Annotated in this window: 41 protein-coding genes and 2 pseudogenes; 1 reads left to right on the plus strand and 42 read right to left on the minus strand. The window is 33.4% G+C overall.

Annotated features, from left to right (window positions below):
• Window positions 1-15: 15 nt before the first annotated feature.
• The 39 genes and pseudogenes from gpGT to SAMSHR1132_RS09755 all read right to left on the minus strand — a co-directional run bounded on the left by gpGT (window position 16) and on the right by SAMSHR1132_RS09755 (window position 20,176).
• A complete protein-coding gene (gene gpGT / locus SAMSHR1132_RS14130; protein WP_001549167.1) occupies window positions 16-153 on the minus strand; it encodes a phage tail assembly chaperone GT in 138 nt (45 codons plus the stop codon).
• 50 nt (window positions 154-203) lie between these two features.
• Window positions 204-554, minus strand: coding sequence for a phage tail assembly chaperone G (gene gpG / locus SAMSHR1132_RS09580; RefSeq protein WP_001096355.1), 351 nt, complete (start codon window positions 552-554; stop codon window positions 204-206).
• Window positions 555-603: 49 nt separating this feature from the next.
• Complete coding sequence (locus tag SAMSHR1132_RS13875; RefSeq protein ID WP_072050172.1) at window positions 604-828, minus strand: Ig-like domain-containing protein; 225 nt, start codon at window positions 826-828, stop codon at window positions 604-606.
• A 41-nt stretch (window positions 829-869) separates the two neighbouring features.
• The gene (locus SAMSHR1132_RS09585; protein ID WP_000268732.1) at window positions 870-1,514 is read right to left on the minus strand and encodes a major tail protein; all 645 of its coding nucleotides are present in this window, start codon (window positions 1,512-1,514) and stop codon (window positions 870-872) included.
• Entirely contained in the window at window positions 1,515-1,922 is a 408-nt protein-coding gene (locus SAMSHR1132_RS09590) for a hypothetical protein (protein WP_000565495.1), read from the minus strand.
• Entirely contained in the window at window positions 1,919-2,323 is a 405-nt protein-coding gene (locus SAMSHR1132_RS09595) for an HK97 gp10 family phage protein (RefSeq protein ID WP_000114225.1), read from the minus strand. Before SAMSHR1132_RS09595 ends, SAMSHR1132_RS09590 begins: the two co-directional genes overlap by 4 nt.
• Window positions 2,320-2,682 (minus strand): head-tail adaptor protein, encoded by a 363-nt coding sequence (locus SAMSHR1132_RS09600; RefSeq protein ID WP_001231000.1) that lies wholly within the window; start codon window positions 2,680-2,682, stop codon window positions 2,320-2,322. The genes SAMSHR1132_RS09595 and SAMSHR1132_RS09600 overlap by 4 nt, the downstream gene beginning before the upstream one ends.
• On the minus strand, window positions 2,666-2,947 hold the full coding sequence (locus SAMSHR1132_RS09605; protein ID WP_000344038.1) for a phage head-tail adapter protein: 282 nt from the start codon (window positions 2,945-2,947) through the stop codon (window positions 2,666-2,668). The genes SAMSHR1132_RS09600 and SAMSHR1132_RS09605 overlap by 17 nt, the downstream gene beginning before the upstream one ends.
• A gap of 8 nt (window positions 2,948-2,955) precedes the next feature.
• Window positions 2,956-3,234 (minus strand): hypothetical protein, encoded by a 279-nt coding sequence (locus SAMSHR1132_RS09610; RefSeq protein WP_000005716.1) that lies wholly within the window; start codon window positions 3,232-3,234, stop codon window positions 2,956-2,958.
• Window positions 3,235-3,252: 18 nt separating this feature from the next.
• Complete coding sequence (locus SAMSHR1132_RS09615) at window positions 3,253-4,392, minus strand: phage major capsid protein (RefSeq protein WP_000216654.1); 1,140 nt, start codon at window positions 4,390-4,392, stop codon at window positions 3,253-3,255.
• A 23-nt stretch (window positions 4,393-4,415) separates the two neighbouring features.
• Window positions 4,416-5,138 carry a head maturation protease, ClpP-related gene (locus SAMSHR1132_RS09620; protein WP_000700968.1) on the minus strand — a complete coding sequence of 241 codons (723 nt, stop codon included), beginning with the start codon at window positions 5,136-5,138 and terminating at the stop codon, window positions 4,416-4,418.
• Window positions 5,135-6,283, minus strand: coding sequence for a phage portal protein (locus tag SAMSHR1132_RS09625; protein WP_000511812.1), 1,149 nt, complete (start codon window positions 6,281-6,283; stop codon window positions 5,135-5,137). Before SAMSHR1132_RS09625 ends, SAMSHR1132_RS09620 begins: the two co-directional genes overlap by 4 nt.
• Window positions 6,284-6,297: 14 nt before the next feature.
• Window positions 6,298-7,959, minus strand: a complete 1,662-nt coding sequence (locus SAMSHR1132_RS09630; protein ID WP_000625099.1) for a terminase large subunit — start codon at window positions 7,957-7,959, stop codon at window positions 6,298-6,300.
• Window positions 7,956-8,300, minus strand: coding sequence for a hypothetical protein (locus SAMSHR1132_RS09635; RefSeq protein ID WP_000402904.1), 345 nt, complete (start codon window positions 8,298-8,300; stop codon window positions 7,956-7,958). Before SAMSHR1132_RS09635 ends, SAMSHR1132_RS09630 begins: the two co-directional genes overlap by 4 nt.
• A 129-nt stretch (window positions 8,301-8,429) precedes the next feature.
• Window positions 8,430-8,729, minus strand: a complete 300-nt coding sequence (locus tag SAMSHR1132_RS09640; RefSeq protein WP_000988336.1) for an HNH endonuclease — start codon at window positions 8,727-8,729, stop codon at window positions 8,430-8,432.
• 231 nt (window positions 8,730-8,960) lie between these two features.
• Window positions 8,961-9,377 (minus strand): hypothetical protein, encoded by a 417-nt coding sequence (locus SAMSHR1132_RS09645; protein WP_000590126.1) that lies wholly within the window; start codon window positions 9,375-9,377, stop codon window positions 8,961-8,963.
• Between the two features lie 27 nt (window positions 9,378-9,404).
• Window positions 9,405-9,605, minus strand: coding sequence for a DUF1514 family protein (locus SAMSHR1132_RS09650; protein ID WP_000265041.1), 201 nt, complete (start codon window positions 9,603-9,605; stop codon window positions 9,405-9,407).
• Window positions 9,605-9,754 carry a transcriptional activator RinB gene (gene rinB / locus SAMSHR1132_RS09655; protein WP_000237868.1) on the minus strand — a complete coding sequence of 50 codons (150 nt, stop codon included), beginning with the start codon at window positions 9,752-9,754 and terminating at the stop codon, window positions 9,605-9,607. Before rinB ends, SAMSHR1132_RS09650 begins: the two co-directional genes overlap by 1 nt.
• A gap of 2 nt (window positions 9,755-9,756) precedes the next feature.
• On the minus strand, window positions 9,757-9,957 hold the full coding sequence (locus SAMSHR1132_RS09660; RefSeq protein ID WP_001125015.1) for a hypothetical protein: 201 nt from the start codon (window positions 9,955-9,957) through the stop codon (window positions 9,757-9,759).
• Window positions 9,932-10,120 carry a DUF1381 domain-containing protein gene (locus tag SAMSHR1132_RS09665; protein ID WP_000195837.1) on the minus strand — a complete coding sequence of 63 codons (189 nt, stop codon included), beginning with the start codon at window positions 10,118-10,120 and terminating at the stop codon, window positions 9,932-9,934. The genes SAMSHR1132_RS09660 and SAMSHR1132_RS09665 overlap by 26 nt, the downstream gene beginning before the upstream one ends.
• Window positions 10,121-10,156: 36 nt before the next feature.
• Window positions 10,157-10,699 (minus strand): dUTP diphosphatase, encoded by a 543-nt coding sequence (locus tag SAMSHR1132_RS09670; protein ID WP_000181814.1) that lies wholly within the window; start codon window positions 10,697-10,699, stop codon window positions 10,157-10,159.
• 355 nt (window positions 10,700-11,054) lie between these two features.
• Window positions 11,055-11,180 (minus strand): annotated as a pseudogene (higB, locus tag SAMSHR1132_RS14245) (type II toxin-antitoxin system toxin HigB); the annotation flags it as partial.
• Window positions 11,173-11,583, minus strand: coding sequence for a hypothetical protein (locus tag SAMSHR1132_RS09680; RefSeq protein WP_000197966.1), 411 nt, complete (start codon window positions 11,581-11,583; stop codon window positions 11,173-11,175). The pseudogene higB and the gene SAMSHR1132_RS09680, both read right to left, overlap by 8 nt.
• Before the next feature lie 158 nt (window positions 11,584-11,741).
• A complete protein-coding gene (locus SAMSHR1132_RS13580) occupies window positions 11,742-12,089 on the minus strand; it encodes a hypothetical protein (RefSeq protein WP_001105606.1) in 348 nt (115 codons plus the stop codon).
• Complete coding sequence (locus SAMSHR1132_RS09690) at window positions 12,086-12,520, minus strand: YopX family protein (protein WP_001127465.1); 435 nt, start codon at window positions 12,518-12,520, stop codon at window positions 12,086-12,088. The genes SAMSHR1132_RS13580 and SAMSHR1132_RS09690 overlap by 4 nt, the downstream gene beginning before the upstream one ends.
• 13 nt (window positions 12,521-12,533) lie before the next feature.
• Entirely contained in the window at window positions 12,534-12,782 is a 249-nt protein-coding gene (locus SAMSHR1132_RS09695; RefSeq protein ID WP_001126845.1) for a phi PVL orf 51-like protein, read from the minus strand.
• The gene (locus SAMSHR1132_RS09700) at window positions 12,783-13,154 is read right to left on the minus strand and encodes an SA1788 family PVL leukocidin-associated protein (protein WP_000101281.1); all 372 of its coding nucleotides are present in this window, start codon (window positions 13,152-13,154) and stop codon (window positions 12,783-12,785) included.
• Window positions 13,155-13,166: 12 nt separating this feature from the next.
• The gene (locus tag SAMSHR1132_RS09705; protein WP_000401958.1) at window positions 13,167-13,571 is read right to left on the minus strand and encodes a RusA family crossover junction endodeoxyribonuclease; all 405 of its coding nucleotides are present in this window, start codon (window positions 13,569-13,571) and stop codon (window positions 13,167-13,169) included.
• Window positions 13,572-13,579: 8 nt separating this feature from the next.
• Window positions 13,580-13,798: a hypothetical protein gene (locus SAMSHR1132_RS09710; protein ID WP_000338530.1), complete on the minus strand. Its 219-nt coding sequence runs from the start codon at window positions 13,796-13,798 to the stop codon at window positions 13,580-13,582.
• Between the two features lie 6 nt (window positions 13,799-13,804).
• The gene (locus tag SAMSHR1132_RS09715; RefSeq protein WP_000148334.1) at window positions 13,805-14,698 is read right to left on the minus strand and encodes a DnaD domain-containing protein; all 894 of its coding nucleotides are present in this window, start codon (window positions 14,696-14,698) and stop codon (window positions 13,805-13,807) included.
• Between the two features lie 29 nt (window positions 14,699-14,727).
• Complete coding sequence (gene ssb, locus SAMSHR1132_RS09720; RefSeq protein WP_000934772.1) at window positions 14,728-15,198, minus strand: single-stranded DNA-binding protein; 471 nt, start codon at window positions 15,196-15,198, stop codon at window positions 14,728-14,730.
• Entirely contained in the window at window positions 15,199-15,816 is a 618-nt protein-coding gene (locus tag SAMSHR1132_RS09725) for an MBL fold metallo-hydrolase (protein ID WP_071621397.1), read from the minus strand.
• Window positions 15,817-15,896: 80 nt separating this feature from the next.
• Window positions 15,897-16,817 (minus strand): recombinase RecT, encoded by a 921-nt coding sequence (locus tag SAMSHR1132_RS09730; RefSeq protein WP_000138479.1) that lies wholly within the window; start codon window positions 16,815-16,817, stop codon window positions 15,897-15,899.
• 1 nt (window position 16,818) lies between these two features.
• Window positions 16,819-18,774 (minus strand): annotated as a pseudogene (locus SAMSHR1132_RS09735) (AAA family ATPase).
• On the minus strand, window positions 18,771-19,034 hold the full coding sequence (locus SAMSHR1132_RS13880) for a hypothetical protein (RefSeq protein WP_001205732.1): 264 nt from the start codon (window positions 19,032-19,034) through the stop codon (window positions 18,771-18,773). The pseudogene SAMSHR1132_RS09735 and the gene SAMSHR1132_RS13880 overlap by 4 nt, the downstream one beginning before the upstream one ends.
• Window positions 19,035-19,042: 8 nt before the next feature.
• Window positions 19,043-19,303 (minus strand): DUF1108 family protein, encoded by a 261-nt coding sequence (locus SAMSHR1132_RS09740; RefSeq protein ID WP_000291505.1) that lies wholly within the window; start codon window positions 19,301-19,303, stop codon window positions 19,043-19,045.
• A 39-nt stretch (window positions 19,304-19,342) separates the two neighbouring features.
• Entirely contained in the window at window positions 19,343-19,603 is a 261-nt protein-coding gene (locus SAMSHR1132_RS09745; RefSeq protein WP_001817285.1) for a DUF2482 family protein, read from the minus strand.
• Window positions 19,604-19,697: 94 nt separating this feature from the next.
• On the minus strand, window positions 19,698-19,859 hold the full coding sequence (locus SAMSHR1132_RS09750; RefSeq protein ID WP_000066009.1) for a DUF1270 domain-containing protein: 162 nt from the start codon (window positions 19,857-19,859) through the stop codon (window positions 19,698-19,700).
• Window positions 19,856-20,176, minus strand: a complete 321-nt coding sequence (locus tag SAMSHR1132_RS09755; protein ID WP_001120197.1) for a DUF771 domain-containing protein — start codon at window positions 20,174-20,176, stop codon at window positions 19,856-19,858. The genes SAMSHR1132_RS09750 and SAMSHR1132_RS09755 overlap by 4 nt, the downstream gene beginning before the upstream one ends.
• 58 nt (window positions 20,177-20,234) lie before the next feature.
• On the opposite strand from SAMSHR1132_RS09755, the gene SAMSHR1132_RS09760 reads away from it, so the two are divergent.
• Window positions 20,235-20,867, plus strand: coding sequence for a hypothetical protein (locus SAMSHR1132_RS09760; RefSeq protein WP_000275058.1), 633 nt, complete (start codon window positions 20,235-20,237; stop codon window positions 20,865-20,867).
• A gap of 14 nt (window positions 20,868-20,881) precedes the next feature.
• Here the strand turns inward: SAMSHR1132_RS09760 and SAMSHR1132_RS09765 are convergent, their stop codons facing one another.
• The 3 genes from SAMSHR1132_RS09765 to SAMSHR1132_RS09775 are packed head-to-tail and all read right to left on the minus strand — an operon-like array spanning window position 20,882 to window position 22,015.
• Window positions 20,882-21,022 carry a hypothetical protein gene (locus SAMSHR1132_RS09765; protein WP_000939496.1) on the minus strand — a complete coding sequence of 47 codons (141 nt, stop codon included), beginning with the start codon at window positions 21,020-21,022 and terminating at the stop codon, window positions 20,882-20,884.
• A 30-nt stretch (window positions 21,023-21,052) separates the two neighbouring features.
• Complete coding sequence (locus SAMSHR1132_RS09770; protein WP_001148861.1) at window positions 21,053-21,250, minus strand: hypothetical protein; 198 nt, start codon at window positions 21,248-21,250, stop codon at window positions 21,053-21,055.
• Between the two features lie 15 nt (window positions 21,251-21,265).
• Window positions 21,266-22,015, minus strand: a complete 750-nt coding sequence (locus tag SAMSHR1132_RS09775) for a phage antirepressor KilAC domain-containing protein (protein ID WP_001148653.1) — start codon at window positions 22,013-22,015, stop codon at window positions 21,266-21,268.
• Between the last annotated feature and the right edge of the window lie 34 nt (window positions 22,016-22,049).

The raw sequence follows: 22,049 nt of genomic DNA on the forward strand, positions 1-22,049 counted from the left end.
ACCAAACGGTTAAGGTTAAAATGCATCAATTAAAGCCTCTGCTTTTTCTTCAGAAATGTCATTGTTTTTATTTTGATATATGGAAAGTACATAATGAAATGGCATTTTTAAAACTTCGTTAGCGTCTTTACCATTTTCAATTAAGTCCATCATGAGAGTATCCATATTTTTCAACATTGCTTTATATGTTAAATCTTCAGGCTTTATTTCATGTTCTGGATAAAATTTCTAGTTTCCTCAGTTTGCTGACCTTGAGTAATGAAAATTACTTGTTCACGAAGTGCATTCATTCCATCAGGTGCATGCATACGTTCTTTTAAGTCTTTAACTGTGAATTGGTTATCGTAAATTTTTACAACCATATCCATCAATCTGTCAGCGATTTCTCTTGGTTTCATCGTGCTATTTTCGTCCTCAATATCATCGATTAAATCCATTGCTTCGTATACAATTTCAAATGAAATGAAGTGTGGTGTTAAGTACGTTTGTAATTTAATTTCATTTGCTTTCGGGTCTTCTACTAATTGAATAATGTTACGTTTTAATTTTGCCATTTTATAATACTCTCCTTATTTTCAAATAAAATAGAGGGGTTGCCCCCTCTTATGCTTCTACATTTATTGTTATAGTGTCACTCATATTACCAACTGTTGCTTTAACCGTAGCAATGCCTTGTGCTTCCGCAGTAACTTGACCATCTCTATTGATTGATACAATATTCGTTTGATCTGTTGTGTATTTCAATAACTTACTTTGATTAGATGGCTCTACTACAACATTTAAATCGTATGTGTCGCCAACTTTAAGTGTTTTAATGCTATCTGGTATATTAACCGACTTTACCGCAGTTTCCGATGAAGCCGGTTTCGTTACAAAGTTTCTTCGTTATCCTCTGTCACGTTTCCAGTATATTCTTCGCCTAAAATTTTCTTTAAGAAAGCCTCTTCGCCTTTTTCACCGTCGCCACCATGATTTGTCATGTTAGCTGAGTCAAAGATATATTTACGTACAGACTTTTTATTATCAACTAAAGGGAAAAGTGCCTCACCTTCAACCTCTTCACTTGAGAAATCCCAATCTTTCTCAGCCGTTTCTCCATCGATTTTAGGATTTGTAAACATAACTTTAGGTAATAAAACTGTTCTAAATGTACCGTCTCTACGCTCTTGTCTGAACCATACAGCTACGTAATTGTTTTGTTTACCTTGTTTCTCTTCGTAAACGCCATCTTCATCATAATCTTCATTAAAAACAATTTTGCGAATCTCTTTAGGGAACGCATGCATTTGTAATGAGATTTTACCTTCTCCGTCTGTATTCCCTGATTCAATTGGACCGCCATCAGCATAAGCTGTTTTTAGTTCTCCACCAGTTTCAACACCAATTTTTTGTAATCCTCTTGTTTTTGTAATATCACTATATTTTAATTCCGCGCCTTCTTTCGTTAATTTAGCGAAACCTAAATCAGTAATGTTAATATACGCCTTTGGCGCACTTGCATGTTTTACTGCCATTTAATTTTCCTCCTTATAAAAAATGCCCTCGTAAACGCGAGAGCTTCTATATGTTTTAAATTCTTCTATATATTCCAGTTTTCCATTTGAAACATTTCCCATTTTTAGTTCAGACCATAATAACTTTTGAATGCGATTAGATATCTTATTTCTTATGATTCTCGCATTATATTCATCATTGTACTTAACAAAAACATCTATTTGGACAATATAACTATATGCACACTCATCTCCGTCAGTATAAGTTGTAGGTATTGGGTCGTCGATATCGTCAATAACAATAAAAGGTACATCAGTATCTTTTACATTAGGGTATTTATTGAACTTAATATTATTGATATTTACGTGCTCTCTAATAATTCTGTCTTGACTAATCACTTCATGAACTTTGTACAAAATATCAATCACAATTTTTTCAACTCCCTTTTTAGCGTCTCAAAATACTTATTTTGCCCTTGTCTTATTGCTCTATTAACACCGCCCATAGCTTTAGGTTTGATAAATTTACCTGTTTCTTTTTGAACGTGTCCATATTCAATTAAATGTACGATTTTATAACGGTCTTTAGAACCTCGCCAATGAACAGTAATTGTACGTTTTCCGTTTATCCATTCAGGTTTACTAAAACTTACCTCATTAATTAATGCTCCCGTATCTTTTGAGGGCTTTAGTTGTTTTTTTACTTCTTCAACAATTACCTTAGCACCAGCTATTAACGCCTTATCTTGAACTTTTACCATCTCTTTTATGCCAAAACGTTTTTCTAATTCTCTTTCTAATGCTTTATCACCTATCACTTTCACACTCATGAACTATATCCTCCACGAATCATAATAAAGTCTTTATTATCCAAATCTGGTGATACTTGCTTAATATTCAAACGATTTTTGAAATATCTTGATTCAATTTCAAGATAATGTTCTTCACTGGGTAAATAATCACCTTGCGGATCACGAATGTATAACTTGACGTCGTTATGCGTTCCATTTGCAATAGCTTGCTCTAATTCGCGCAACCAAACACCATCAACGCTAGCCCAACAACTATACAAAAGTTTTTCTTCGCTTTCTCCAGCTTCAGGACCATCATTTTCAATGTACTTATAAAAGTGAACACGTGTTTTTAGTCGTCTCGTCGTTATTTTAGGTTTTTTAAATGGTTTCCTCATCGTCCTCAACCTCCACAAGGCTAATGCCAAAGTCGATTAAATCAACTCTATAGTTTTCATTAAAGTATTCTAGTAGATCTTGATAAGCGTAACGGGCACGATTTAATACCAATTCTCTACCAATCAAGTTTTTATCGATATCAAACTTGCCATAATCTCTTTGTAACTTTTCGTAAGATCTTTTCAAAAGTTTTTCAATATAACTGTCTTCACTTGTATGGTCAATTTTTTCCATATCTTTAAAATCTTGAACAAGTTCATCCATGAAATCACCTACGCATTCAATAAATCAATAATTTCATTTTTCAATGCGCTTTTAGGTATTTCCACTTTATTTCTTTCTGCAATTTCTAATAGTTCATTTTTAGAAAATTTGTCTAAAGCTTTGATATAAACCTGATTGTATTTATTGACTTCGTTATTAGTTAACAAGTCAATTCGAGTCTCCTCGTATCCCTTAGCCGGATAAATATCATAGATGTTGTATTTATGATATTTATGAGCGATATCTGTATAGGGTCTGACTACAGCATGTTTCATTACTTCGCTCATCTTATCACCTCTTTATGTTTATAATGTTTCGCCACTATCGACAGGCTCAGATGTTGCTAACGCCAATTTGTGAACTGCTGCAGCTTTGTTATCAAAAGCTTTACCATAAGCAAATTGCTTTGCAGTGTATAGCTCTAAATCTTCCAAAGCTAGCGTTTGATCAAACTTCTTGATGTTAATTCCTCCACCTAAGTATGCATGATAACGACCTTCTACAAATGTAGTTACTTCTCCAGAAACTTGTGCTAGTGACTCAACAATATTCAAGTTAAATGGTAATGCAGTAACATATACACCTTGAGCATTTAGGTGTGTGTATTGTGCTTGAATATCAAAAGCATCACTAGGATTAACAACCATGTGCACTTTACCTTTAACTGCAACTGCTTTGCCCTTTTCATTTATTGAATGGTGTTTATATACTTTCGTCAACTCTAAAACTGTAGTTTTAGGGTCTTTAAAAGATAATGTAGATGTAATATCCTTTTTAGGATATTCGCCACCTGAAACAGACACACCCTCTTGAACTTGTCGAATCAAACCAATTGGTTGATCTTTACCTGTTCCATTTAAAAATGCTGCTTCTAATGCAACTGCAAAAGCTTCTTCAATTTGAATTTTCACGAATGATTCAATCCATGCAGGACCAAAGTCTTTTAAATCTTTTGGAATTACAACAAAAGCAGTCAACTTGTTTTGAATTGCTTCTTCTTCACTAAATGCTGCATCTAACTGGCCTTTAATTTCGCCGTGAATTTTACCCCAAACAGCTTGGCCTTTAGTTTCAGATTTTAAGAATTTCAAACGTAATCCAACATTTTTCAACCCAATGACTTGTAATAACGGATGTGCCGTTGTTAAATCTTCAAAAATACGATCAATTGTTTCTTGCGGGATTAGTTTCTCTTCTTTGTAACCGACTTCTTTATTAATTTCATTGAAAAACTTGCGTTGTTCAGCATTCAACTTTTTATCGGCATTCGGCATATTTAAAATTCCTTCTGCTTCAGCTTTAGCTTGTGCTCTAGCTTCTTCAAATAATTCGTTAATCATATCAGAATATAACTGACCTTGTACTTCTTGAGACTCACCATTTTTTACTGCTTCTAAAAACTCTGTACGAGCATTTTTAAAATCATCACTTAATTTAACTGTCATTTTATGACCTCCCATTTTTTGCATTAAAAAAGAAACCTATTAAAACCACTTTCGTTAACAGTGTTTTTAGGTTTCTCATTTGTATTATTCATTTTTTCAATTACCTTATTTGCTATAGCGTCAATATCGATTTTCATTTCTGGTGTTTTACTTACAAGTGCAGTAACACGATTTATTACATCATCTGATAGCATTTGTCCTGAATTAGCAACCAACCGCGGTGCTGCTTCATCAAACATCTTACTGTCAGCAAATCCGTGTTCAACTGCGTCTTGTGCGTTGAACCAAGTTTCTTTGTTCATAAGACTTAATATTTCATCTTCTGTTTTACCGGTTTTATTGATGTATGCATTAGCAATACCTCTGTTTACACCATCTAACATATCAACTGTTTTCTGCATTTCGTTTATGTCACCCATTGCCATCGTCCAAGCATTATGAATCATTATTTGTGCTGTCGGACTTATTTCAATATGATCACCCGCCATAGCAATTACTGAGGCGGCACTTGCTGCAACACCAACAATTTTAATGTTAACTTTACCAGGATACGTTTTTAATGATGTGTAAATTTCGCTACCACTATATACATCACCGCCACCACTGTTGATAATAACGTCAATATCTTCATTAGTATCAGGAAGTGAATCAGCAATGTCTTTTGGAGAAGTAGCATCCATTTCTAACATTTCATAAATCCATTTGTCATCATTTGGAATAATTGCACCTTTAACGTTTATCTTCATTTTTCATCACCACCTTTCAATGTACTACCATTTTCGTTTGCTTTTTCGTAGTTCTTCGTCACTAGATATTCGTCTAATTCAGGATTGTCAGACGGTTCTTCACCTAACATTATTCTTACTTCATTACGTGTAAATGAACCACTGCTTACAAGCTTGTCAATTGCTTCTGAATGTTCAAGTGGCGATTTTTTATTAACACCAATTACTACAACTCGATTACCTTCTAAATATTCTTTTCGGTTGTATAGCTTTGCATTCAATTCGTTTTCAATTTTCTTAAGTAATGGATTTAAGCAAAACTTTTCAAAAATCTTCATATTCTTTTCAAGATCTGCTGTTTCACCATAAATAAGACCTGGTGGAATGCCGATAATCAGCGCAACATTTTTAATTGCATCTTTTAATAAGTCTGACATTTCATTAAATGCCATATTGTTTGATTTACCGTTTGAAAGTTCTTCATAATCAAAACCTTTAGTTAACGGAGCTATTGCAATTTGATTCTCACTAAATGACTTAAACATCTTTTTCATAAAAGCATTCATTAGCTCTCGTTGTCCTTTTTCCATAGAGCTACTTTCTGTTTTGACTATGCCTCGTATTTGATAATTTTTCATTTGTGCGTCAATCATTCGTCCGAATATTTTTCCGTAATCTTCAAATAATGATTCGACTAAATGCATGATTTGATTGTTGTTAAATTTCAAATAAATAACTTCATCCATTTTAAAAGAACGGTTAAATGTATATTCTTTTACTTCAACACTTTCGAAAATATCATCATATAAAGCGTATTCTTTGCGGTAAAAGCTATCAGCAATCAATAATTCTTTTTTGTCTGATACAATGATTAGAACTTCATTGTCGTAAATCAATTTATACATGACATGTTGCCAAAATGTATCACTAGACATGTCTGTGTTAGGTTTAACATTCAATTTGTAATATGTGTCATTCATTTGCGATTTATAACCTTTTAATACTTTGAATTGACTTTGTGCTACTGCCTTTGCTAAAAATTCTATACAACTATCTAGTGCTAATCTTTTAACATATGCTTGATTAGATAAATCTTCGATTACGTCATAGTCAAACATCCACTTTAAATCTTCGCGACGATTAAAAATTTTTCCTAAGATTCCCATTTTGCACCTCCTTTCTAAAAATCCAAACTATTTAAAAATTCAAGTTCATCATCAAGATTTGACTCAATAATTTCATCCGCTCTATATAACGCATGAACAAATGCCATAAATCCATCCGTTTTACGTCTGACTTCATCTTTTTTGATATACTCTTTATTTCCATCCGGCTTGATTTTTACAGCAACATTATTTGTAAACCAACGCATTAATGGATCATCTCCATATATCACATTATGTTTAGCAAATATTGTATCTATTCGAGGGGCTAATAAGCCGTGTATTGCTTTTGGGTTTCTTATAACATCTAATTCGATGCCTGCCGCTTCAAATGCACGCCTTACAATGTCAGTTCTATAGTTATCAGCCACAACTTTCTCAAGTCCATATTTTTCCTTAGCTTTTAAAAACCAATCAACAATATATTCAATTTCAATAACATCATCATCGACAATCGTCAGTAACCCCATTTTTTCCCATTCTTTAATAGGGGGCTCTAATTTGACATCATCCAAAAACCCTTGTCTTACAAAAGAATGTCCTAACCAAATATAATCGTCGTTCTTTCGGAACAGTAGCCCTACACTTGCGAAATCTCGGATATTTGCAAAGTCTAAACCACCTATACACATTTGGTTATCTAAATTTGGTATCTCTCTATTAGTCGCTAGTATTTCTTTCCATGGGGCTATGACTTTTTCAAGATCAACTTCAGGCAAATTCATTCGCTTAGTTATGAATTCGGGCTTATTTGAACGGTTGAATGGTAAATCGTTATATTCTTCTTCAATAGTACTTAGCAGTGTTTTAGCGTATTCTGACAACGGTTTATGTAACATTGGGTTTGCCTTTTCCCACATATTTCTGTCATCAACTTCTTTTGGATCATCTAACTTACAATAAAAAGGGAATAACCTGCTATTTTTAACTTTGCCACTTAATACACTCGCAATTTTGCGCTTCATTGAATCGATATAACCATCTCTAACGAAGCCATCAGTGCTAATATAAAATGTTCGTCGGTTTTTCTTTTTACCTAGTCCACCACGTTTAACGTTTACCATTTCAGGACCAAAGAAATAATGAATTTCATCAAAAATAACACACCCCTCACGTCCACCATCTTTGGTTTTTGTGTTTGATGTGTTATAACGAATAACTGATTTAGTTGCACGGTTTATTATTTTTGTTTGACTAACTTCATAAGGAGCTTTTGGCGTTTTACCCGTCTTATTTCGTTTGTTTTCCATTAAAACGTTTCTGATTTCATCAAACGATGTTTTTGCTTGTTCTTCACTATTGGAAACAATAGAGATGTGATATTCTTTAACTCCATGTAGGGGCGTAGAAAGGAAATCACTAATTGCACTTATTAAACCGTTTTTCCCGCCTCCACGTCCCATGAAAATAGCAAATTCTGTAAAGAAAGCTTCATCTGTATTTTTATCTATAAGAAATATATTAGCTATGATAAACCTTTGAAATGGTAATGTTGGAAAATACCATTTTTCAATAAATTTGATACAATCCTCGATTTTCTGTTCATCAAAATATACATCATTTCGTGAATATATATGTGTTTGTAGATAATTAAATAGATCAATTCTTTCTTTATTTAAAATTATATTTCCTTGTTTCCACAAATTTATATATTCATCAACGTATTTATTACTAATCATAGGTAATCATCAGATGGTGTTTCTGTATCTTCTTTCTCTTCGGGCAATAAATCCGATAATTGTTTGATTATTTTTTGATAGGCTGCATCTCTAGCATTAAATAATTTGGCTACTGGTCTTTCTCTTTCATATGGTGGCGCCTTTTCAGATTGAGTAAATAAATCATAGTCACCTTTTTCTTTTATGTCTTCCCACATGTAATCAAGCATTACACGTAGCCTTGCTGCTTGAATAATTAAACCATCAACTACTTTTAATTTATTGCTAGGTATGTCTTTATATAATACTTGCAGCCTTTCTTTTTCTTTAAGCACTAAGTTTTCATCAACTATAATCTCCATTTCATCACCTGCCTTAAAATGGTTATAAGAGGGGGGTTATACATGGATTTTTAAAATTATCGCGAAGTCGAGCCCCTCCCCGTTCCCCAAGCGTTTTGATCACTTTCGATTTTTTTGACCCGGGGGTATTTACCATTTTTCATCTTTCCATTTATTTTCTTTTTTTATAAATCTCTTTTCTTTTTTGTTGTGACATTTAATACACAGTGTTTCTAAATTGTTTAAGTCATGAGCAAACTCCGGATGATGTTCTAGCGATAATATATGATCTACATCCAACGACTTACGCTTGCTTTTGTCATATGTCGTTAACTTGCCGTCTCGCTTACATTGTTGACATTCATAATTATCTCTTTCTAGCACTCTTTTTCTTGTTGTTTGCCATTCTTTAGACTTATAGAATCGTATACGTTCGTCTTTAGTCATCATAATGTTTCACCTTATATAACTTAAGTAGTATCAAGACGCATCTATACTTGATGTGTAGTAATGTATTTACAATTAGTTTGAACATGTTCATACCTCATAAATAAAAAGACACATCACATAGTGATGCGCCTCTTGTTCATGCGTTGTATTAGCATTTAATAACTTTAAATATTAATCTGATACTAACATAATAAACTGTTTTAATGCGGACTTACATAGGGTGAAAGTCCGCTACACATAACCAATATACTTCGCTAACTTATCGATCAGTGCATTTCTTCTACGCAATATACTTGTCTTACTTGTACCAAAGTAATGCGCGATATCTTCCCACTCATAACAACCAATAGGACAATCCCAATATCTAAACCTTAATAACTCAAGCGTATCCTCATCGCTCTCATCTATCAGTCTATCTACACCATTAACTATATTTCTTAATGTATTGTATCTGTTATCACTAAACTTCTTTATTGCACATCGTTCAATCGGATTACCTGGCAAATTACTTTTGCTAGCTCCTGCATTATCTGGTTCATGACTTTCAAGTAATTCATATTCTCGCATCTTCAACTCTCTTCGATAGTTATCGATGTGCTGAATGTATTCTTCAAGCTTTTTGATATCATGTTTCTCAATCTTTATCATTCAATGCAATACCTCCGATAATATAAATTACTTTTTAATATCGTTATTCATTCGCTTCAATTCAATCCTGTATTCTTCTAACCCGTTGTATCCTTTAGTTTTAACTACTTCATCAAGTAGATAATCATTCATATATCTGAGTGCTTGTATCTCTCTTGCACGATCACTATTAATACTGATACAAACTAATAGCAATATAGCAAATACAATAGTCATAGTAATCCACATCACTCACTTACCTCCGCTCGAAAGACGTAATCACTCGGCGCTTCTACATCATCATTAGCCGTCATCATAATATATACTTGCTCAGTTACATACTTACCTAGCTCATACATTGCTAGTAAGAATAATAGTCTCAAAATTTCTTTAACCACCACTAAACACCCCATGTTAATTTATCGATAATTTGTATAGCTTGTTTTAATGCGTCTCTTTTTTCTTCGATATCTCTATTATCGCCATCTTCATCAGCTGACATTAACTCACTGTCATATTCATATAATAGTTCTGATATTTCATTACTAGCTACTACTAATAAGTTTTCATCTACATCAATCGTTACCGTTTTCTTTGGCATCTCCATCTCTCCTTATCTTAACTTGTGCCTCGTATTTGCGCTCAGCTTCTTCTTTACTCTCTGCCTCAATAACTGTAAACGTCTGATTATCTCTAGCCACAGTAATATGTTCATGTGGTCGTCCTGTTGAATCTTTGAATGTTGTGACTAAGTATTGTGTCACTTCCCCAAAACCTCCTTGACTCGATCTAAGATGTCTTTACACTCCGCTACTTCCGAAGCCTTTTGCTCCACGTTCTGAAACACTTTCGAATTCCTCCACTTGCTTTAGTTCCGGTGTCCATATAGGCACGATAACCAATTGAGCTAGTTTGTCGCCTTTGTTGATTTGGTAAACTCTTCTTATGCCTCTTCCATCTTGTACATAGTTACCTTTTATATCTAAAATGCTTATTAATCCATCTTCTAATTCAGCGTCTATATCATCATATAAAAAGGGTATTCCATCACGTTCTTCATCATTCTTAATATTAATTCCTAAATTACCTTGATAACCGGCGTCTATCTTGCCAGTTTCAATAACTAAATGTGTTTTACTACTTACACCACTACGGCTGGTTAATAGTCCGACATAACCCTCTGGTATGCTTACGGCTACATCTGTTTTAATCACTGCCTTTTCTTGTGGCTCGAGTACGACAGTTTCAGCTGAGAATATGTCATAACCTGCATCCGTCTTATGATTTCGCTCGGGCATTCTAGCATGTTCTGATAATAGTTTCACTTGTAGGATGTTAGTCATTTTCCTGCTCCTCCCATTGCATTGTGTTGCCACCAACTAAAAGCGCTACAGCTCTAGCTTTGTTAATATCGTCAGTAATCCATGTGTTTAAAATAGTTGCATCTTCTTTTGGGGTATAACTAGCCCAAAAAGTTCCTTGTTTAGTACCTCCACTTAAATGAACGTCTTGCACAAATGAGCCTTTTGCATAAACTACATATTTAGCACGCTCCAATTTCTTGAACATATTCTCTGCATCTTTATTACCATCAAATAAATCCATTGCATATATGAAACTTAATATATGCTGTTCTCCTATAATATTTCTGTTTTCGTCATTTCTATATTGGATATAAGTTTCTAAATAGTCTTTTTTAAGTTTTTCCCACATATCTTTATGCTTATAAACGTCCTCAATCTCTTTTAGCAATCCCTCTGTGTCATTGCCGTTATACGCACTAGCACTTATAACAGACTGTTCGATTTGTTCGCGATTATTCATTAGTGTCATCCTCCAATTGATCTAAAAATTCGTTAAACTCATTTGTTCCGTCTAGTTTGTCCATTCGGCACAATATAACATTTAAGTTGCTTTCAGCTCCTCTATATATAGCTACTGCCTTGTTCGCTCTGCTCTCAATCTGTAGTTCGCTAAGTCTAAAACGGTAAAATTCGTATCTTCCAAACAATTCATTTTTAAGCGTGCGCCACATGTTCTCCAGCTCTTTGTTGCGTTTTTCTAGTTTTTTGATATTTTCAGAAAGTTTTTTGTTTTCTTCTCTATAGTAAAATGCCTTAGTTCTAAAATGATGTATTGCACTTTCGTCGTCAGTAATAGAGTCTACTCTCTCTACTCCATATTTTTTAAAGTAACTTAACAATTCCTCTCTAGTAGGTCGTGTCATTCTATCCCCTCCGGAATATTTAATAATCTTCTGGCATAACTATATGCGCCATCACTATTTAATCCGTTGCCAAAGCATCTATACATGTATTCGTAATCCTTTTCTGTTAAATGTTTGCCAATATACTGTTCGAAACCTGCTTGTAAAAATACCTGTGTTCATTTAGGAGATATATTTTCAATACAACATCTGCTAACCCAATGAATAAATTTAACAACTAAATCTAATTTGTTAGCGCAATCTTTTAGTGAAAAGAAAATATTTGATTCTCCATCGAGGATAAGCTCTTTATTTTCATTGATAAAACTGCATTTAAAGCAATTCATCATTTCGAATACTTCATAAATCAGATTATCTATCTCATCAAATGCTTTTTGCTTTTCTCTTAACTTACCTATATCCACGATAAGTTCATCACGTTGCTTCTTGTACGCATCACGTTGTTTTCTCATATCCTTCAACCTAGCTTCCATTACACCTAGTTGGAACCCTGTTTCATAGTTCATTCTATCTCCTCCAGTAACTCCGGATTTTCAAACTTATTGCCTAGGTATTCAATAGTTGGCATTTCACGAACTTCTTCAGCATCAAAAACTCTCATTAGCTGTACGTCGCCAATCATAGTGCCAATATGGTCGCGAGTGACTACACCTGTAGCATCTAAATAAATATAAGTTTTGTCCCGTTCGATGCCCCACAGTTTCGTTGATACGACTTTTAATATATCGCCCTCGTATAATTCTCTTCCACACAGATTTATACCTATTGACTGCATAAGTTCTACATCTGCCATTTTCTCAGTCTTTATAAACTCCTTTATAACCTTGCCGTATTCATTTTCTTTTGTTGAATAACTTACTTCGCTATTGTGAAGATCTAACGCTACAACCTCACATATCTTTTTTGTTTCGGTGTCCCATACTCGATATTTCGGCATCATTCCATCTCCTCTAAAATAAAGTTAGTTGCTTTTCTTCCTCGTATTCCAAACCATGTTGCTTTATATATGTTTCAAGCTCTTCCGCTGTATCAAATGTCTTTTTCACGCCTTGCCAACCTGGTACGATATGCCCGTGAAAGTAATAAGTGTCATTTACTACATGGATATGTGCCACTCGCTCGTTATCCTGATACAGATATCTCTTAGAGCCGAAAAATTGGTTTAAGTATTCTTTACGTGCGCTATCGGTTTTAGGCATTTATGCTTCCTGCCATTTCTTAAACATTTGGTTATAAGTAGTATCGAACCAGTACGGATCACGTGAATGTTTTTGAGGCACATTAAATAAATGTGGCTTCTTTCTTCTTAGCTCTGCCTCTTTCTTTCGCTGTCTTTCCAATTTACGTTCGAGTCTAGCTTGTTCCAGTCTTTCTATTGTTTTCTTTTCTCTGTACTCGCTTAAACGCGTACCTTCTGGTGCGTCCATTGCTTCATGTAGTTCCCAACCGTCTTTTACTCTCTTAGAAACCATTCCTGCGGTTATACCGTGACTTTCTATTAATTCCATTTCAAATTTACTGAACCTATATGGTTTATCATTTATTGTTACAATCCTTGCTTTTCTCGCCATTTTATCCACCTCTTATATTTCTTCTATTCGTATGATTATTTTGGGGTCAATTCCATAACGCTTTGAGCTAGTTATTTCTGCAATTTGATTGTCATCTTTCCACAAATAATTGTTACAAGCGTCTAGAACTGTCTTCATCAAATTATCGATATCTGGTTTAGTTACTTTTAATTGTCCAATCGCTTGAGTTTTCTTTTTCTTCGACCATGATTTAGGTGGAGTAAAGTAAAACTCTAATTCAATTTTTAATGCATTTTCTAGATTTAGCTTTGGCATTTGATTTTGTAAATATTTTTTATGTTCTGTATATTTTGTAGGCATATATGTGTGTGCATATCTACCTTTTGTGCTAAAACGCGGTCGAGGCGAGCCCATAGGTGCCTCGAAAGTTTCGTTAAATTTAATTTCTATCTCCATGTAATCCCTCATATATATTCAAATAAGCTTGTTTGGTGTCCTAACTCCATTTGTTCATTATCAATAAGTGTTTTTAATTCATAATCATCTAAGTACCAACGTCGACCATTGAATTTTGTGTGTTTTAATCCAACAACTAAATGCCGTCCATCTTTAAAATGTGGTGTAACTGAAAACATTTTGTTGCCGTCATGATCAAATAGATAGTATTTATCAAATGCATCCATTTTCAATCACTCCCATTTGCTATTTAGACGCTTAATAAAAGCTTCTCTGTCTTTCTCAAGGTTTTCATCTACTTCCGCCGTTTTCGTTTCTCTCGTGCTGTCTGTGAGCCATTTGGGTGTTTTTTCTTTTGATTGTTTAACGAAAGGTTTATAATTTTGTTTTTTGCTTTCAAGTTGTTGCTTTTCAAATGCACGTACTTGTTCAATAGATTTCAAGTTTGCATTAAGCCATGTATTCAAAATGCTTTTAGCATATCCCCAAGTAACTTTGTTTCTATCTTTAGCGATTTTAAGTGATGCGGTAACTATTTGATCTGAATCATTTTCAAATGAATCAAGATAATAATTTAAATCGTCTAAATTGTAAGGAGTTATGAAACCGAATCCGTTATCTTGGAAGAAGTCGAAGGCGGTTACCTTCTTCTTCTCATTATTCACATTCTTTTCATTATTATCTTTATTATCATTATTGTTTGTGTTGGTTTGATGTTGTTTTGATGTTGGGTTGATGTTTGACTGATGTTGTTTTGATGTTGGTTTGATGTCGTTTTGATGTTGGTTCCTGCCCTGCTCACTTTGATAAAAGTCATAATTGACAATGGTTATAAGGGTATATTTTGATGTTGTTTTGACTTCTAACATTCCATCACTCTCGAGTAAGTCAAGGAAGGTTTTCACTTTAAATCGTGACCAGTTAAAAAGGTCAGACAAGGTCAAAATCGATGTTAATCTTTGTCCTCTTTCTACGGTTACAATTTGGTTTCCAATAGGCACTTTTGCCTTTGAATGATTCGCTTCCATGAGTAAATATATCCATGCTTCAAACTTTGAAAATGTTCTCTTTTCTTTAAATAGCCAATGATTTTGAATTGAGCGATCAATACTTATCCAACCAGTCATATACACACCTCACTTTCAAACCGGTTAAATTAGAATGGTAAATCATTGTCATCTATTTCAATCGGACCATTTGCATTCGCAAACGGATTATCTTTTACTGGTTTGTTATTTGAATATTGCGATTGTCCACGTGTTTGTTGTACTTGTTGTTGGTATAAATCTTGTTGAGTGTCATTTGAGTTTTTCGGTTCTAAAAATTGAATACTATCAGCAATAACTTCCGTAACATATACACGTTGACCTTCCTTATTTTCATAATTCCGCGTTTGTAACCTACCATCTACGCCCGTCAACGATCCTTTAGATAGGTATTTATTAACGTTCTCTGCTTGTTTTTTAAATACGATGACATTTATAAAGTCTGCCTCGCGCTCGCCTTGTGCATTTGTAAATGTACGGTTAACTGCTAATGTGAATGATGCTACATTTACACCACTTTGAGTGGTTCTTAATTCTGGGTCTCTAGTTAAACGACCAACTAATATTGTTCTGTTTAGCATTTATAAACCTCCAACATAAACGGGCGCGCCCGTCACTTTTTGTATTTCACTTTTAATGTATTTTGCATTTGAATTTTGACTACTTAAATGAATTAAATGTATTTCTTCGAGTCTAGTTAAATCATTTGCTTTTAACATTCCGATAGCATGTTCTAAGCTAAAATGAGACTCCATAATTCTGTTTGCTAATGTGCTGTGCACACTGCCGTTTTTTATGTTTTCTTGCATTTGTTCATAGATATAATTAACTTCTAGCATCATGTGCGTAATGCCATTAAATTTGTATTTCAAATACTTTGTATCAGTAACATACAGAACCTTATAACCTAGTGTGCTTTGTAATAAGAAAGCCACAGGCTCGTTAGCATCATGTTCGATGTCAAACGGTAGAATTGACCATGTACCTATTCGCAGCTCTTGCTTTGCCTTAATCGTGCATAAGCGATGACTTTCAAAATTCATAGCTTGTTGTGTTCCAGCAGTCATATAGCTGATTACACCATTGTCGACAAACTGCTTTGTGTACTTTGCATGATCACCATGTTCGTGTGTGATAAGACACCCTGCTATATGTCTTGTTTTATATTTAAAATGCTTTTGAACACGTTCAAATTTTATACCTGCCTCAAGTAGTAACGTAGTACGTCCATCATTTAAGACGTAGCAGTTACCACTTGAACCAGTTGCTATTGTTTCAATTAAAATGGCTCTTCTTCGCTTTCTTTTTCTGTTGCAGGTTCTTTTATTTCTTCAAAGTCAGATACATCAATAGGCTTATCATCTTCTAATTCTGTGTATTGTGCTTCTTCGAAAACTGGTTGTTCAAAGTCCAATTGTTCTTGATTTGCATTCTCTTCAACTTCTGAGTCCAACACTTCTTTGCGTTGACGTTGTTCGGATTCTTGTGCGTATTTGAAAAGATTGCTATCTGTTGATGTGTTGATATAACGTTTAGCAGCTCTATTGATAACTGTTTTTTTAGCCATTTCTTCTTTGAAATTATTATGTGTTTTAGAATTTTGTAATGCTTTTTCATCTTTAATCATTGATGACTGCATCCATGCTTGTTTAATTTGTTCAATAGTCATGACTTCAATATAGTTATCTCGTCCATCATTAAATACGATTGTGCAGTACGCACCGATAATGTTTTCTTTGTCGATGTTAAAGAAGTCTTGTTCGTGTTTAATCGCTTTGATACGTCCTGTTTCTCCCATTTCTTGCTTGAATGTATCGCCTTTATAAATCACTTGAGCAACAACATCTTGAGCACCTGCATCACGTTTTAACATCATTACATTACCGTGATAGCTACGTTGTAACTGCATTTTGTTGCCGTAAGGAATAAAGTAGCATTGATTTTTAGCTGGATTTAAACCTTGCGTTACCATGTCTAATAAGGCATTTGCTTTGCTTGTATCGTTACAACTCATTAATTTGTTATCTTGGCTGATTTGTAACCATGCTTGTTTCATGGCATTACTTGGTGAATAATCATTTGGCAATTCCAAATTGCCTTGTGACTCTAAAACTCTCACTTTGTTTAATACGTTGTCAGATACGTTCTTTTCTTGTACTAATTGTTGTTCAATAGTTTGTAATTTATTATTTTCAGTCATTTTATATAGTCTCCATTCTTAATTTTTTATCTTGTTCATTTACTATCAATTGAATTTGTTGTGATTCTGTTTTGATAAGCTCTGTTACTGATTCAGCATTATCAATAAATATTGGCGCTGTAACTTTAAAATGTTTTGACAGTGTATTGATGATATCTAAGCCAACATTAATTCTTGAGGCGTTATTTAAACCGCTGTCGTATTCGACGCCGTTAACCGTTGTGGAACATGTTTCTTCTAATTCGCCGTTAACTAAGGTATTGAATAACTTAAATTCAGCAATCTCAAATTCATTATTGATATTTTCAGTAAGCATTTTGACTTTTGTTGTTGTAAATTCTTTTAAGATATAAAGGTCATGTGAATACTTTTCTTTTTCATCCAATAATCTATCTTCTTCATTTCTTAATTCAGAAATAACATCATCTAGATGTTTATTTGATTTTTCGATTGATCTTGACACTTCAATTTCTGATTTTTCTTGAGTAAGTTCGCTTATTTTGTCATCTATTCCTGAAACGTTATCTTGAATAGTTTTCCTAATGTTCGAGCGTTTTTGATTAATCTCGTTTATCTATAACATTACTGCTTTGTATTCGTCAGTTTGTGTAACGTCAACATGAGTCGTTTTCAACTTATTAATTTTGTTTTGTATTCTTGCTGAACGCTCTTCTGCTTCGTTGATTTTAATTTGTAGATTATTGTTGTCATCCTCTAACTTCTCGATGATTGGCTTTATTTTCTTGCCTTCTGAAATAATGTGATTGATAGATGTTTGTATTGTTTCTAATTCTTTCGATTTTTTTACATTGAATTTCTGTAAAGCTTTTTCTCTTGCCTCATTCACTTGTTCAGTTGGTAACTGTTGACCACAACAACTACATACATTGTCATCAAGATGTTCAAATTTTTGATTTTTAGATTTTTCTAAATCACTTTTTAGTCCTTTGTGATTTTCCAATAATTGATTACGTCTATTTTCTTCATGCGTGATTTGTTGTTTGTTTTGCTTTAATCTCGTTTTAAGGTTTGCTACCGTTCCATTTTCAACGTGTAATTCATTTGTTAAAGCATGGATTTTGTTCTCATTACTTGCGCTGTTATTGTCTTCTATGCGTTTCAATTCTGATTGTTTATCAGCTAATTGATTACGCAAATTAATTTCTTCCTTACCGTTTTGAATATCTATACGCTCATTTTCAAGTTGCTCAATTTCTTGTTTGATAATTGCGTATCTATCGTTATCGAATTCTGGTACATCCTGCTTATTTTGTTGTGTTTGATTAATACGTATCGGAATATCTTTAATGTCTTTGTTAATCTGCTTTATCTTGTCAGTAAGAATCTTTTTCTTTGTTTCAATTTCATGATCACCAAGAATATTATTTAATTCTTTAAAGTCGTTATTTGTTTTAATGACATCCTCATCATTAATTGGTTTTGCAATTTCAAATAACAAACTTCTTCGTTTCTTCCAATCGAGTAAATTAAGTGCTTGGGGATTTGTAATCAACTTGAATACATCTTCATCAATTAGTTCATCAATACGAGCTTTATAATCCTTTACTTTTATTGATTCATCATTGATATATTGTTTCTTTGTTCTACTTCGTGAGTATTCCTTGCGATTCGTCTTTTGATTTATTGTGTATTTAGGATGTGACTCTTTTTTGAAAGTCGTTATTTTTCCGTCGATTTCAAATTCTGCGAAAACAGTCGGAATTAACTCATAATTTTCTTCGTTTTTTTCGTTTAAAGGTACAGGGTTAAATGATTTGGTTGATCCGTCCAAACCTTTATCGAAAAGCAGCCATTGTAATGCGGTTGCAGTCGTAGTCTTACCAGTCGCATTATTGCCGTATATTTTTGTGTCTTTACCGTCAAAGTTAAAGCTTTCTTCTTTGATTCCAGCAAAGTTTGATATTGTTAGCTTATTTATTTTTATATCCATCATCATGCTCCTTTTTTAATCTTCCGATGACCTCTTAGCACCTCGATAATTAAATTTTTTATTCGTTCATGGCTGTCTGGATTGATTTCATGTATCTGCACAAGCTTATTGTTCGTTTTGTAACTGTCGTGATAGTGCAAGAAATTAATCGATAAGTACCCGTGATGATTACGTTCAATTTCCAATAATGCTCGTTGGTTTGACAAAGTATATTCGTCGAATAACGTCTTAAAAATATTCAATATATTTCTTTCTGTATCTCTCATGCTTATACCTACCATTTCATGATTAAATTGATTAATTTGTCCTGTTCATCTGTGTTGAATTCAATCCATTCATAAATTGTTTGTTTTAAAATATCTAAAGCTGTGTATAGATCGTTCTCATCAGAAACTAGTAACCCGTCAATTGAATTTCCTTCATGATCTAAAACAACTATTTCGACACTATACGCTCGTTTCTTAACTCTTAATCGAAAATCAAAGCCATCTACATTAATTATTTTTTGACATACGTCACCCGTTTTGTAATACATTGTTTTAGTCCTCCTTGTCATTATCTATAGCTAGAATTTTTAACGCATTTTGATAACATCAGCGATATCTCGGTAAACAGCTCTACGTTTCAATAAATTAGCAATATCAACAACATTCCCAATCACACAATGTGACGACGGTGTAAAATCTCCGTTGCTAATCCCTACATTTGAAAAAAGTAAAACGTCAAATTCAGTTTCTTCATCGATTTCGCTCGCTAAATCAAACAATTCTGCATTCTTTTCAGCCAATAAATCCCTTAATTCGTCTTGAGTCATGTCTTTATAATTTTTAGTCATGGTTGACTTCCTCCGTTTTTCGTTTTATATTGAACATGAATTAATTTTGTTAATCGTTTGTCACTGTTACTTGTTGGCGCAAGTAGCAGTTGTTTTATTCTTCATAAAAGTATTCCTTATAGAATATGAATGTTGCGATACTTGCGAATCCTGCAATTGACCATGCTGTTGTGAAGTACAAAAATGGCATTAAACAAATCGCTAAGACTGTGAAGCACAGTACTGCTAATAGGTAGCTTTTATAAATGTTGCTCATTTTATTCTCTCCTTATATATTTCATTGAAATGCTCATCGACGAATTTATTCATCTTTCTTGCGTTAAATCTCCAGCGATTAAAATTCTCATCAGGGTAATGCACAATTCCTTGCGCTCTTAGTTCTTTTTCAAATCTAGGATGAAATAGTAATCTGTCCTTGATAGTCTCATCAGATGCAATTTTTAATTTCTTCTTTAAGTCACTCATGTTCCATACAGGGTCTAATGAATAACCAATTAGCTCATCGTATTCATCTTTTGTGATAAGTACATGTGTTTCAGGTATTGGAACTGTTACGTTTAAAATATGTGGCATTTCTATCTTTCCTTTCGTGTATAATGTTGTTATCTCCTAGTGAAAGGAGGTGATATTGGTGTATATTGATCCTTTAAAAAATGTTCGTTTTTCTATTAATAACGTAATTAGTAATGTTGAAATTTCTAAAAGTATGGCAATTAAACAATCTTTAAAACCTAAGTACCAATTAGATATAATTAATAGAAACAACATAAATTTATTTTCTGACTTCAAAGTAGACTTTCATCTAAACAACTTAATTGAAATGAATTTTAATTTGCGTAATTCTTTTTCATCTCTAACATTTCAAAGAAATTTATTTTCTGAAGAAACGATAAAATCTTTTAAGGAACTCTATAGGTTTGATGATGAGATTGTACTTCAAGCACAACAGACCATTAGAGATTTTTATATCAATCCAACTGCTATCTCTACTTTGGCTGAAGCCATCAATTCGACCTATCCAATAAATGAGCAAAGTACCTACAAGAGACACGATGAATTTGTCAAACGTATCGAAAATGATTTTCCACATCCTTTCAAAAAGTTAATAAGATGGTCTAATGGCATTGCAGCAGGTGCTGACATTCAAATCTTTGTAACAAACTATATAAACGAGAACGATTTACATATTCAAAATTCATTGATAGTTGCTATAGTTTGTTTATTAAGTTTTTTATCGACCTATTGTTCACATTCTAAAAAGTAATAATAAGGCCTAATTTAGTTAACCTTCTTTAACAACTCTGCAACTGCTCGCAACAATTCAGGGTTGTTACTTCTTTCTAAACAGTAACTAGCATGCTTTAGTAATTTGAGTTTTAATTTATTTTTTTCTTTCGCGATTCTAAATTTTTGTAACATTTGTTATGCCTCCTTTGCATTTCCAAAAATTTAATCTAACTTAAATTCTTTTCCATCTATTAATCCATAAAAGTTATTTTTTAAATGCGGATGTCTTTCAAGCGTCATTTCAATAAAACGCGGGTCTATCATTAAGTCGTAGCCATCGTTGTATTGAATATTAACGGGTCGTCTATTACCTTCTTCGTCATAGTAGTAATAGATGACTTTTTTGTTTTGAGCTTGCATTGTTCGTTCCTCCTATTAAGATGTTTGTTTTTCTCCTAAAAACTTATTAACAAAGTATTGTTGTCCTTTGCCTGTTACTTTTGGCGTCTTACTAATTGATGTGTGACCGTCCGAATGTGTGATTGATGTTTCTTTAATTTCGAATAACTCACGTTCCATTGAATACTGTGTAGGCATGTTATAATCCACACCCTTGCGTTTAATAAGGAATCCGTTTTGACGTAACCACTCAAACAATCTGCGTTGCCCGATGTTTATACCGTTTTGTTTAATGATCTTTGCTAACTCTCCAACTAAAATTGATGTCTTAGTAGTAGCTACTGCATCTGCAAATACAATTTTTGGTTTATCACGTTCAATCTTTGTTTCTAATTGATTGATTGTGTTGTTAGCAATTTTTAAAGCACGTTGCATAATCATTTCTGGGCTATTCCATGCTTTTTCAACTTGGATGAAATACTCTCTAAAATCAAAACCTTTTTCTGTACCTGACATCATCGCAACATGTTTAGCTACATCAAGTGTTAAAGCATAATCTTCTAGTTGTCTTACAGCTCCGTTATTAACAACCGTACTTGTAAGTACACTTGTAAAATCCCTATTTTCTTTGAAATGCTTCAAGTTAATTTCTGCCCAAGCGCTAAAACGCTTTTTAACTTCCAAAGCTTTATATAACTCTCTTGCACTTATTGCGATTTCTCCGTTTTCTTTTTCTTGTATGTTGAACATTTCGCCGATGTTCGATTGCGTTTGTAATGCTTGCATATTGTTTATGCTCCTTTCGTGTATAATGTTGTTA

The sequence above is a fragment of the Staphylococcus argenteus genome, from assembly GCF_000236925.1.
GTDB classification, from domain to species: domain Bacteria; phylum Bacillota; class Bacilli; order Staphylococcales; family Staphylococcaceae; genus Staphylococcus; species Staphylococcus argenteus.

What these genes read in the sequence shown, in the direction of transcription:
- gpGT (WP_001549167.1), bottom strand. Translation starts at nt 153, where the DNA reads ATGATGGACTTAATTGAAAATGGTAAAGACGCTAACGAAGTTTTAAAA.
- gpG (WP_001096355.1), bottom strand. Translation starts at nt 554, where the DNA reads ATGGCAAAATTAAAACGTAACATTATTCAATTAGTAGAAGACCCGAAA.
- SAMSHR1132_RS09585 (WP_000268732.1), bottom strand. Translation starts at nt 1,514, where the DNA reads ATGGCAGTAAAACATGCAAGTGCGCCAAAGGCGTATATTAACATTACT.
- SAMSHR1132_RS09595 (WP_000114225.1), bottom strand. Translation starts at nt 2,323, where the DNA reads ATGAGTGTGAAAGTGATAGGTGATAAAGCATTAGAAAGAGAATTAGAA.
- SAMSHR1132_RS09600 (WP_001231000.1), bottom strand. Translation starts at nt 2,682, where the DNA reads ATGAGGAAACCATTTAAAAAACCTAAAATAACGACGAGACGACTAAAA.
- SAMSHR1132_RS09605 (WP_000344038.1), bottom strand. Translation starts at nt 2,947, where the DNA reads ATGGATGAACTTGTTCAAGATTTTAAAGATATGGAAAAAATTGACCAT.
- SAMSHR1132_RS09610 (WP_000005716.1), bottom strand. Translation starts at nt 3,234, where the DNA reads ATGAGCGAAGTAATGAAACATGCTGTAGTCAGACCCTATACAGATATC.
- SAMSHR1132_RS09615 (WP_000216654.1), bottom strand. Translation starts at nt 4,392, where the DNA reads ATGACAGTTAAATTAAGTGATGATTTTAAAAATGCTCGTACAGAGTTT.
- SAMSHR1132_RS09620 (WP_000700968.1), bottom strand. Translation starts at nt 5,138, where the DNA reads ATGAAGATAAACGTTAAAGGTGCAATTATTCCAAATGATGACAAATGG.
- SAMSHR1132_RS09625 (WP_000511812.1), bottom strand. Translation starts at nt 6,283, where the DNA reads ATGGGAATCTTAGGAAAAATTTTTAATCGTCGCGAAGATTTAAAGTGG.
- SAMSHR1132_RS09630 (WP_000625099.1), bottom strand. Translation starts at nt 7,959, where the DNA reads ATGATTAGTAATAAATACGTTGATGAATATATAAATTTGTGGAAACAA.
- SAMSHR1132_RS09635 (WP_000402904.1), bottom strand. Translation starts at nt 8,300, where the DNA reads ATGGAGATTATAGTTGATGAAAACTTAGTGCTTAAAGAAAAAGAAAGG.
- SAMSHR1132_RS09640 (WP_000988336.1), bottom strand. Translation starts at nt 8,729, where the DNA reads ATGATGACTAAAGACGAACGTATACGATTCTATAAGTCTAAAGAATGG.
- SAMSHR1132_RS09645 (WP_000590126.1), bottom strand. Translation starts at nt 9,377, where the DNA reads ATGATAAAGATTGAGAAACATGATATCAAAAAGCTTGAAGAATACATT.
- SAMSHR1132_RS09650 (WP_000265041.1), bottom strand. Translation starts at nt 9,605, where the DNA reads ATGTGGATTACTATGACTATTGTATTTGCTATATTGCTATTAGTTTGT.
- SAMSHR1132_RS09660 (WP_001125015.1), bottom strand. Translation starts at nt 9,957, where the DNA reads ATGCCAAAGAAAACGGTAACGATTGATGTAGATGAAAACTTATTAGTA.
- SAMSHR1132_RS09670 (WP_000181814.1), bottom strand. Translation starts at nt 10,699, where the DNA reads ATGACTAACATCCTACAAGTGAAACTATTATCAGAACATGCTAGAATG.
- SAMSHR1132_RS09680 (WP_000197966.1), bottom strand. Translation starts at nt 11,583, where the DNA reads ATGACACGACCTACTAGAGAGGAATTGTTAAGTTACTTTAAAAAATAT.
- SAMSHR1132_RS13580 (WP_001105606.1), bottom strand. Translation starts at nt 12,089, where the DNA reads ATGAACTATGAAACAGGGTTCCAACTAGGTGTAATGGAAGCTAGGTTG.
- SAMSHR1132_RS09690 (WP_001127465.1), bottom strand. Translation starts at nt 12,520, where the DNA reads ATGCCGAAATATCGAGTATGGGACACCGAAACAAAAAAGATATGTGAG.
- SAMSHR1132_RS09695 (WP_001126845.1), bottom strand. Translation starts at nt 12,782, where the DNA reads ATGCCTAAAACCGATAGCGCACGTAAAGAATACTTAAACCAATTTTTC.
- SAMSHR1132_RS09700 (WP_000101281.1), bottom strand. Translation starts at nt 13,154, where the DNA reads ATGGCGAGAAAAGCAAGGATTGTAACAATAAATGATAAACCATATAGG.
- SAMSHR1132_RS09705 (WP_000401958.1), bottom strand. Translation starts at nt 13,571, where the DNA reads ATGGAGATAGAAATTAAATTTAACGAAACTTTCGAGGCACCTATGGGC.
- SAMSHR1132_RS09710 (WP_000338530.1), bottom strand. Translation starts at nt 13,798, where the DNA reads ATGGATGCATTTGATAAATACTATCTATTTGATCATGACGGCAACAAA.
- SAMSHR1132_RS09715 (WP_000148334.1), bottom strand. Translation starts at nt 14,698, where the DNA reads ATGACTGGTTGGATAAGTATTGATCGCTCAATTCAAAATCATTGGCTA.
- ssb (WP_000934772.1), bottom strand. Translation starts at nt 15,198, where the DNA reads ATGCTAAACAGAACAATATTAGTTGGTCGTTTAACTAGAGACCCAGAA.
- SAMSHR1132_RS09730 (WP_000138479.1), bottom strand. Translation starts at nt 16,817, where the DNA reads ATGACTGAAAATAATAAATTACAAACTATTGAACAACAATTAGTACAA.
- SAMSHR1132_RS13880 (WP_001205732.1), bottom strand. Translation starts at nt 19,034, where the DNA reads ATGAGAGATACAGAAAGAAATATATTGAATATTTTTAAGACGTTATTC.
- SAMSHR1132_RS09740 (WP_000291505.1), bottom strand. Translation starts at nt 19,303, where the DNA reads ATGTATTACAAAACGGGTGACGTATGTCAAAAAATAATTAATGTAGAT.
- SAMSHR1132_RS09745 (WP_001817285.1), bottom strand. Translation starts at nt 19,603, where the DNA reads ATGACTAAAAATTATAAAGACATGACTCAAGACGAATTAAGGGATTTA.
- SAMSHR1132_RS09750 (WP_000066009.1), bottom strand. Translation starts at nt 19,859, where the DNA reads ATGAGCAACATTTATAAAAGCTACCTATTAGCAGTACTGTGCTTCACA.
- SAMSHR1132_RS09755 (WP_001120197.1), bottom strand. Translation starts at nt 20,176, where the DNA reads ATGCCACATATTTTAAACGTAACAGTTCCAATACCTGAAACACATGTA.
- SAMSHR1132_RS09765 (WP_000939496.1), bottom strand. Translation starts at nt 21,022, where the DNA reads ATGTTACAAAAATTTAGAATCGCGAAAGAAAAAAATAAATTAAAACTC.
- SAMSHR1132_RS09770 (WP_001148861.1), bottom strand. Translation starts at nt 21,250, where the DNA reads ATGCAAGCTCAAAACAAAAAAGTCATCTATTACTACTATGACGAAGAA.
- SAMSHR1132_RS09775 (WP_001148653.1), bottom strand. Translation starts at nt 22,015, where the DNA reads ATGCAAGCATTACAAACGCAATCGAACATCGGCGAAATGTTCAACATA.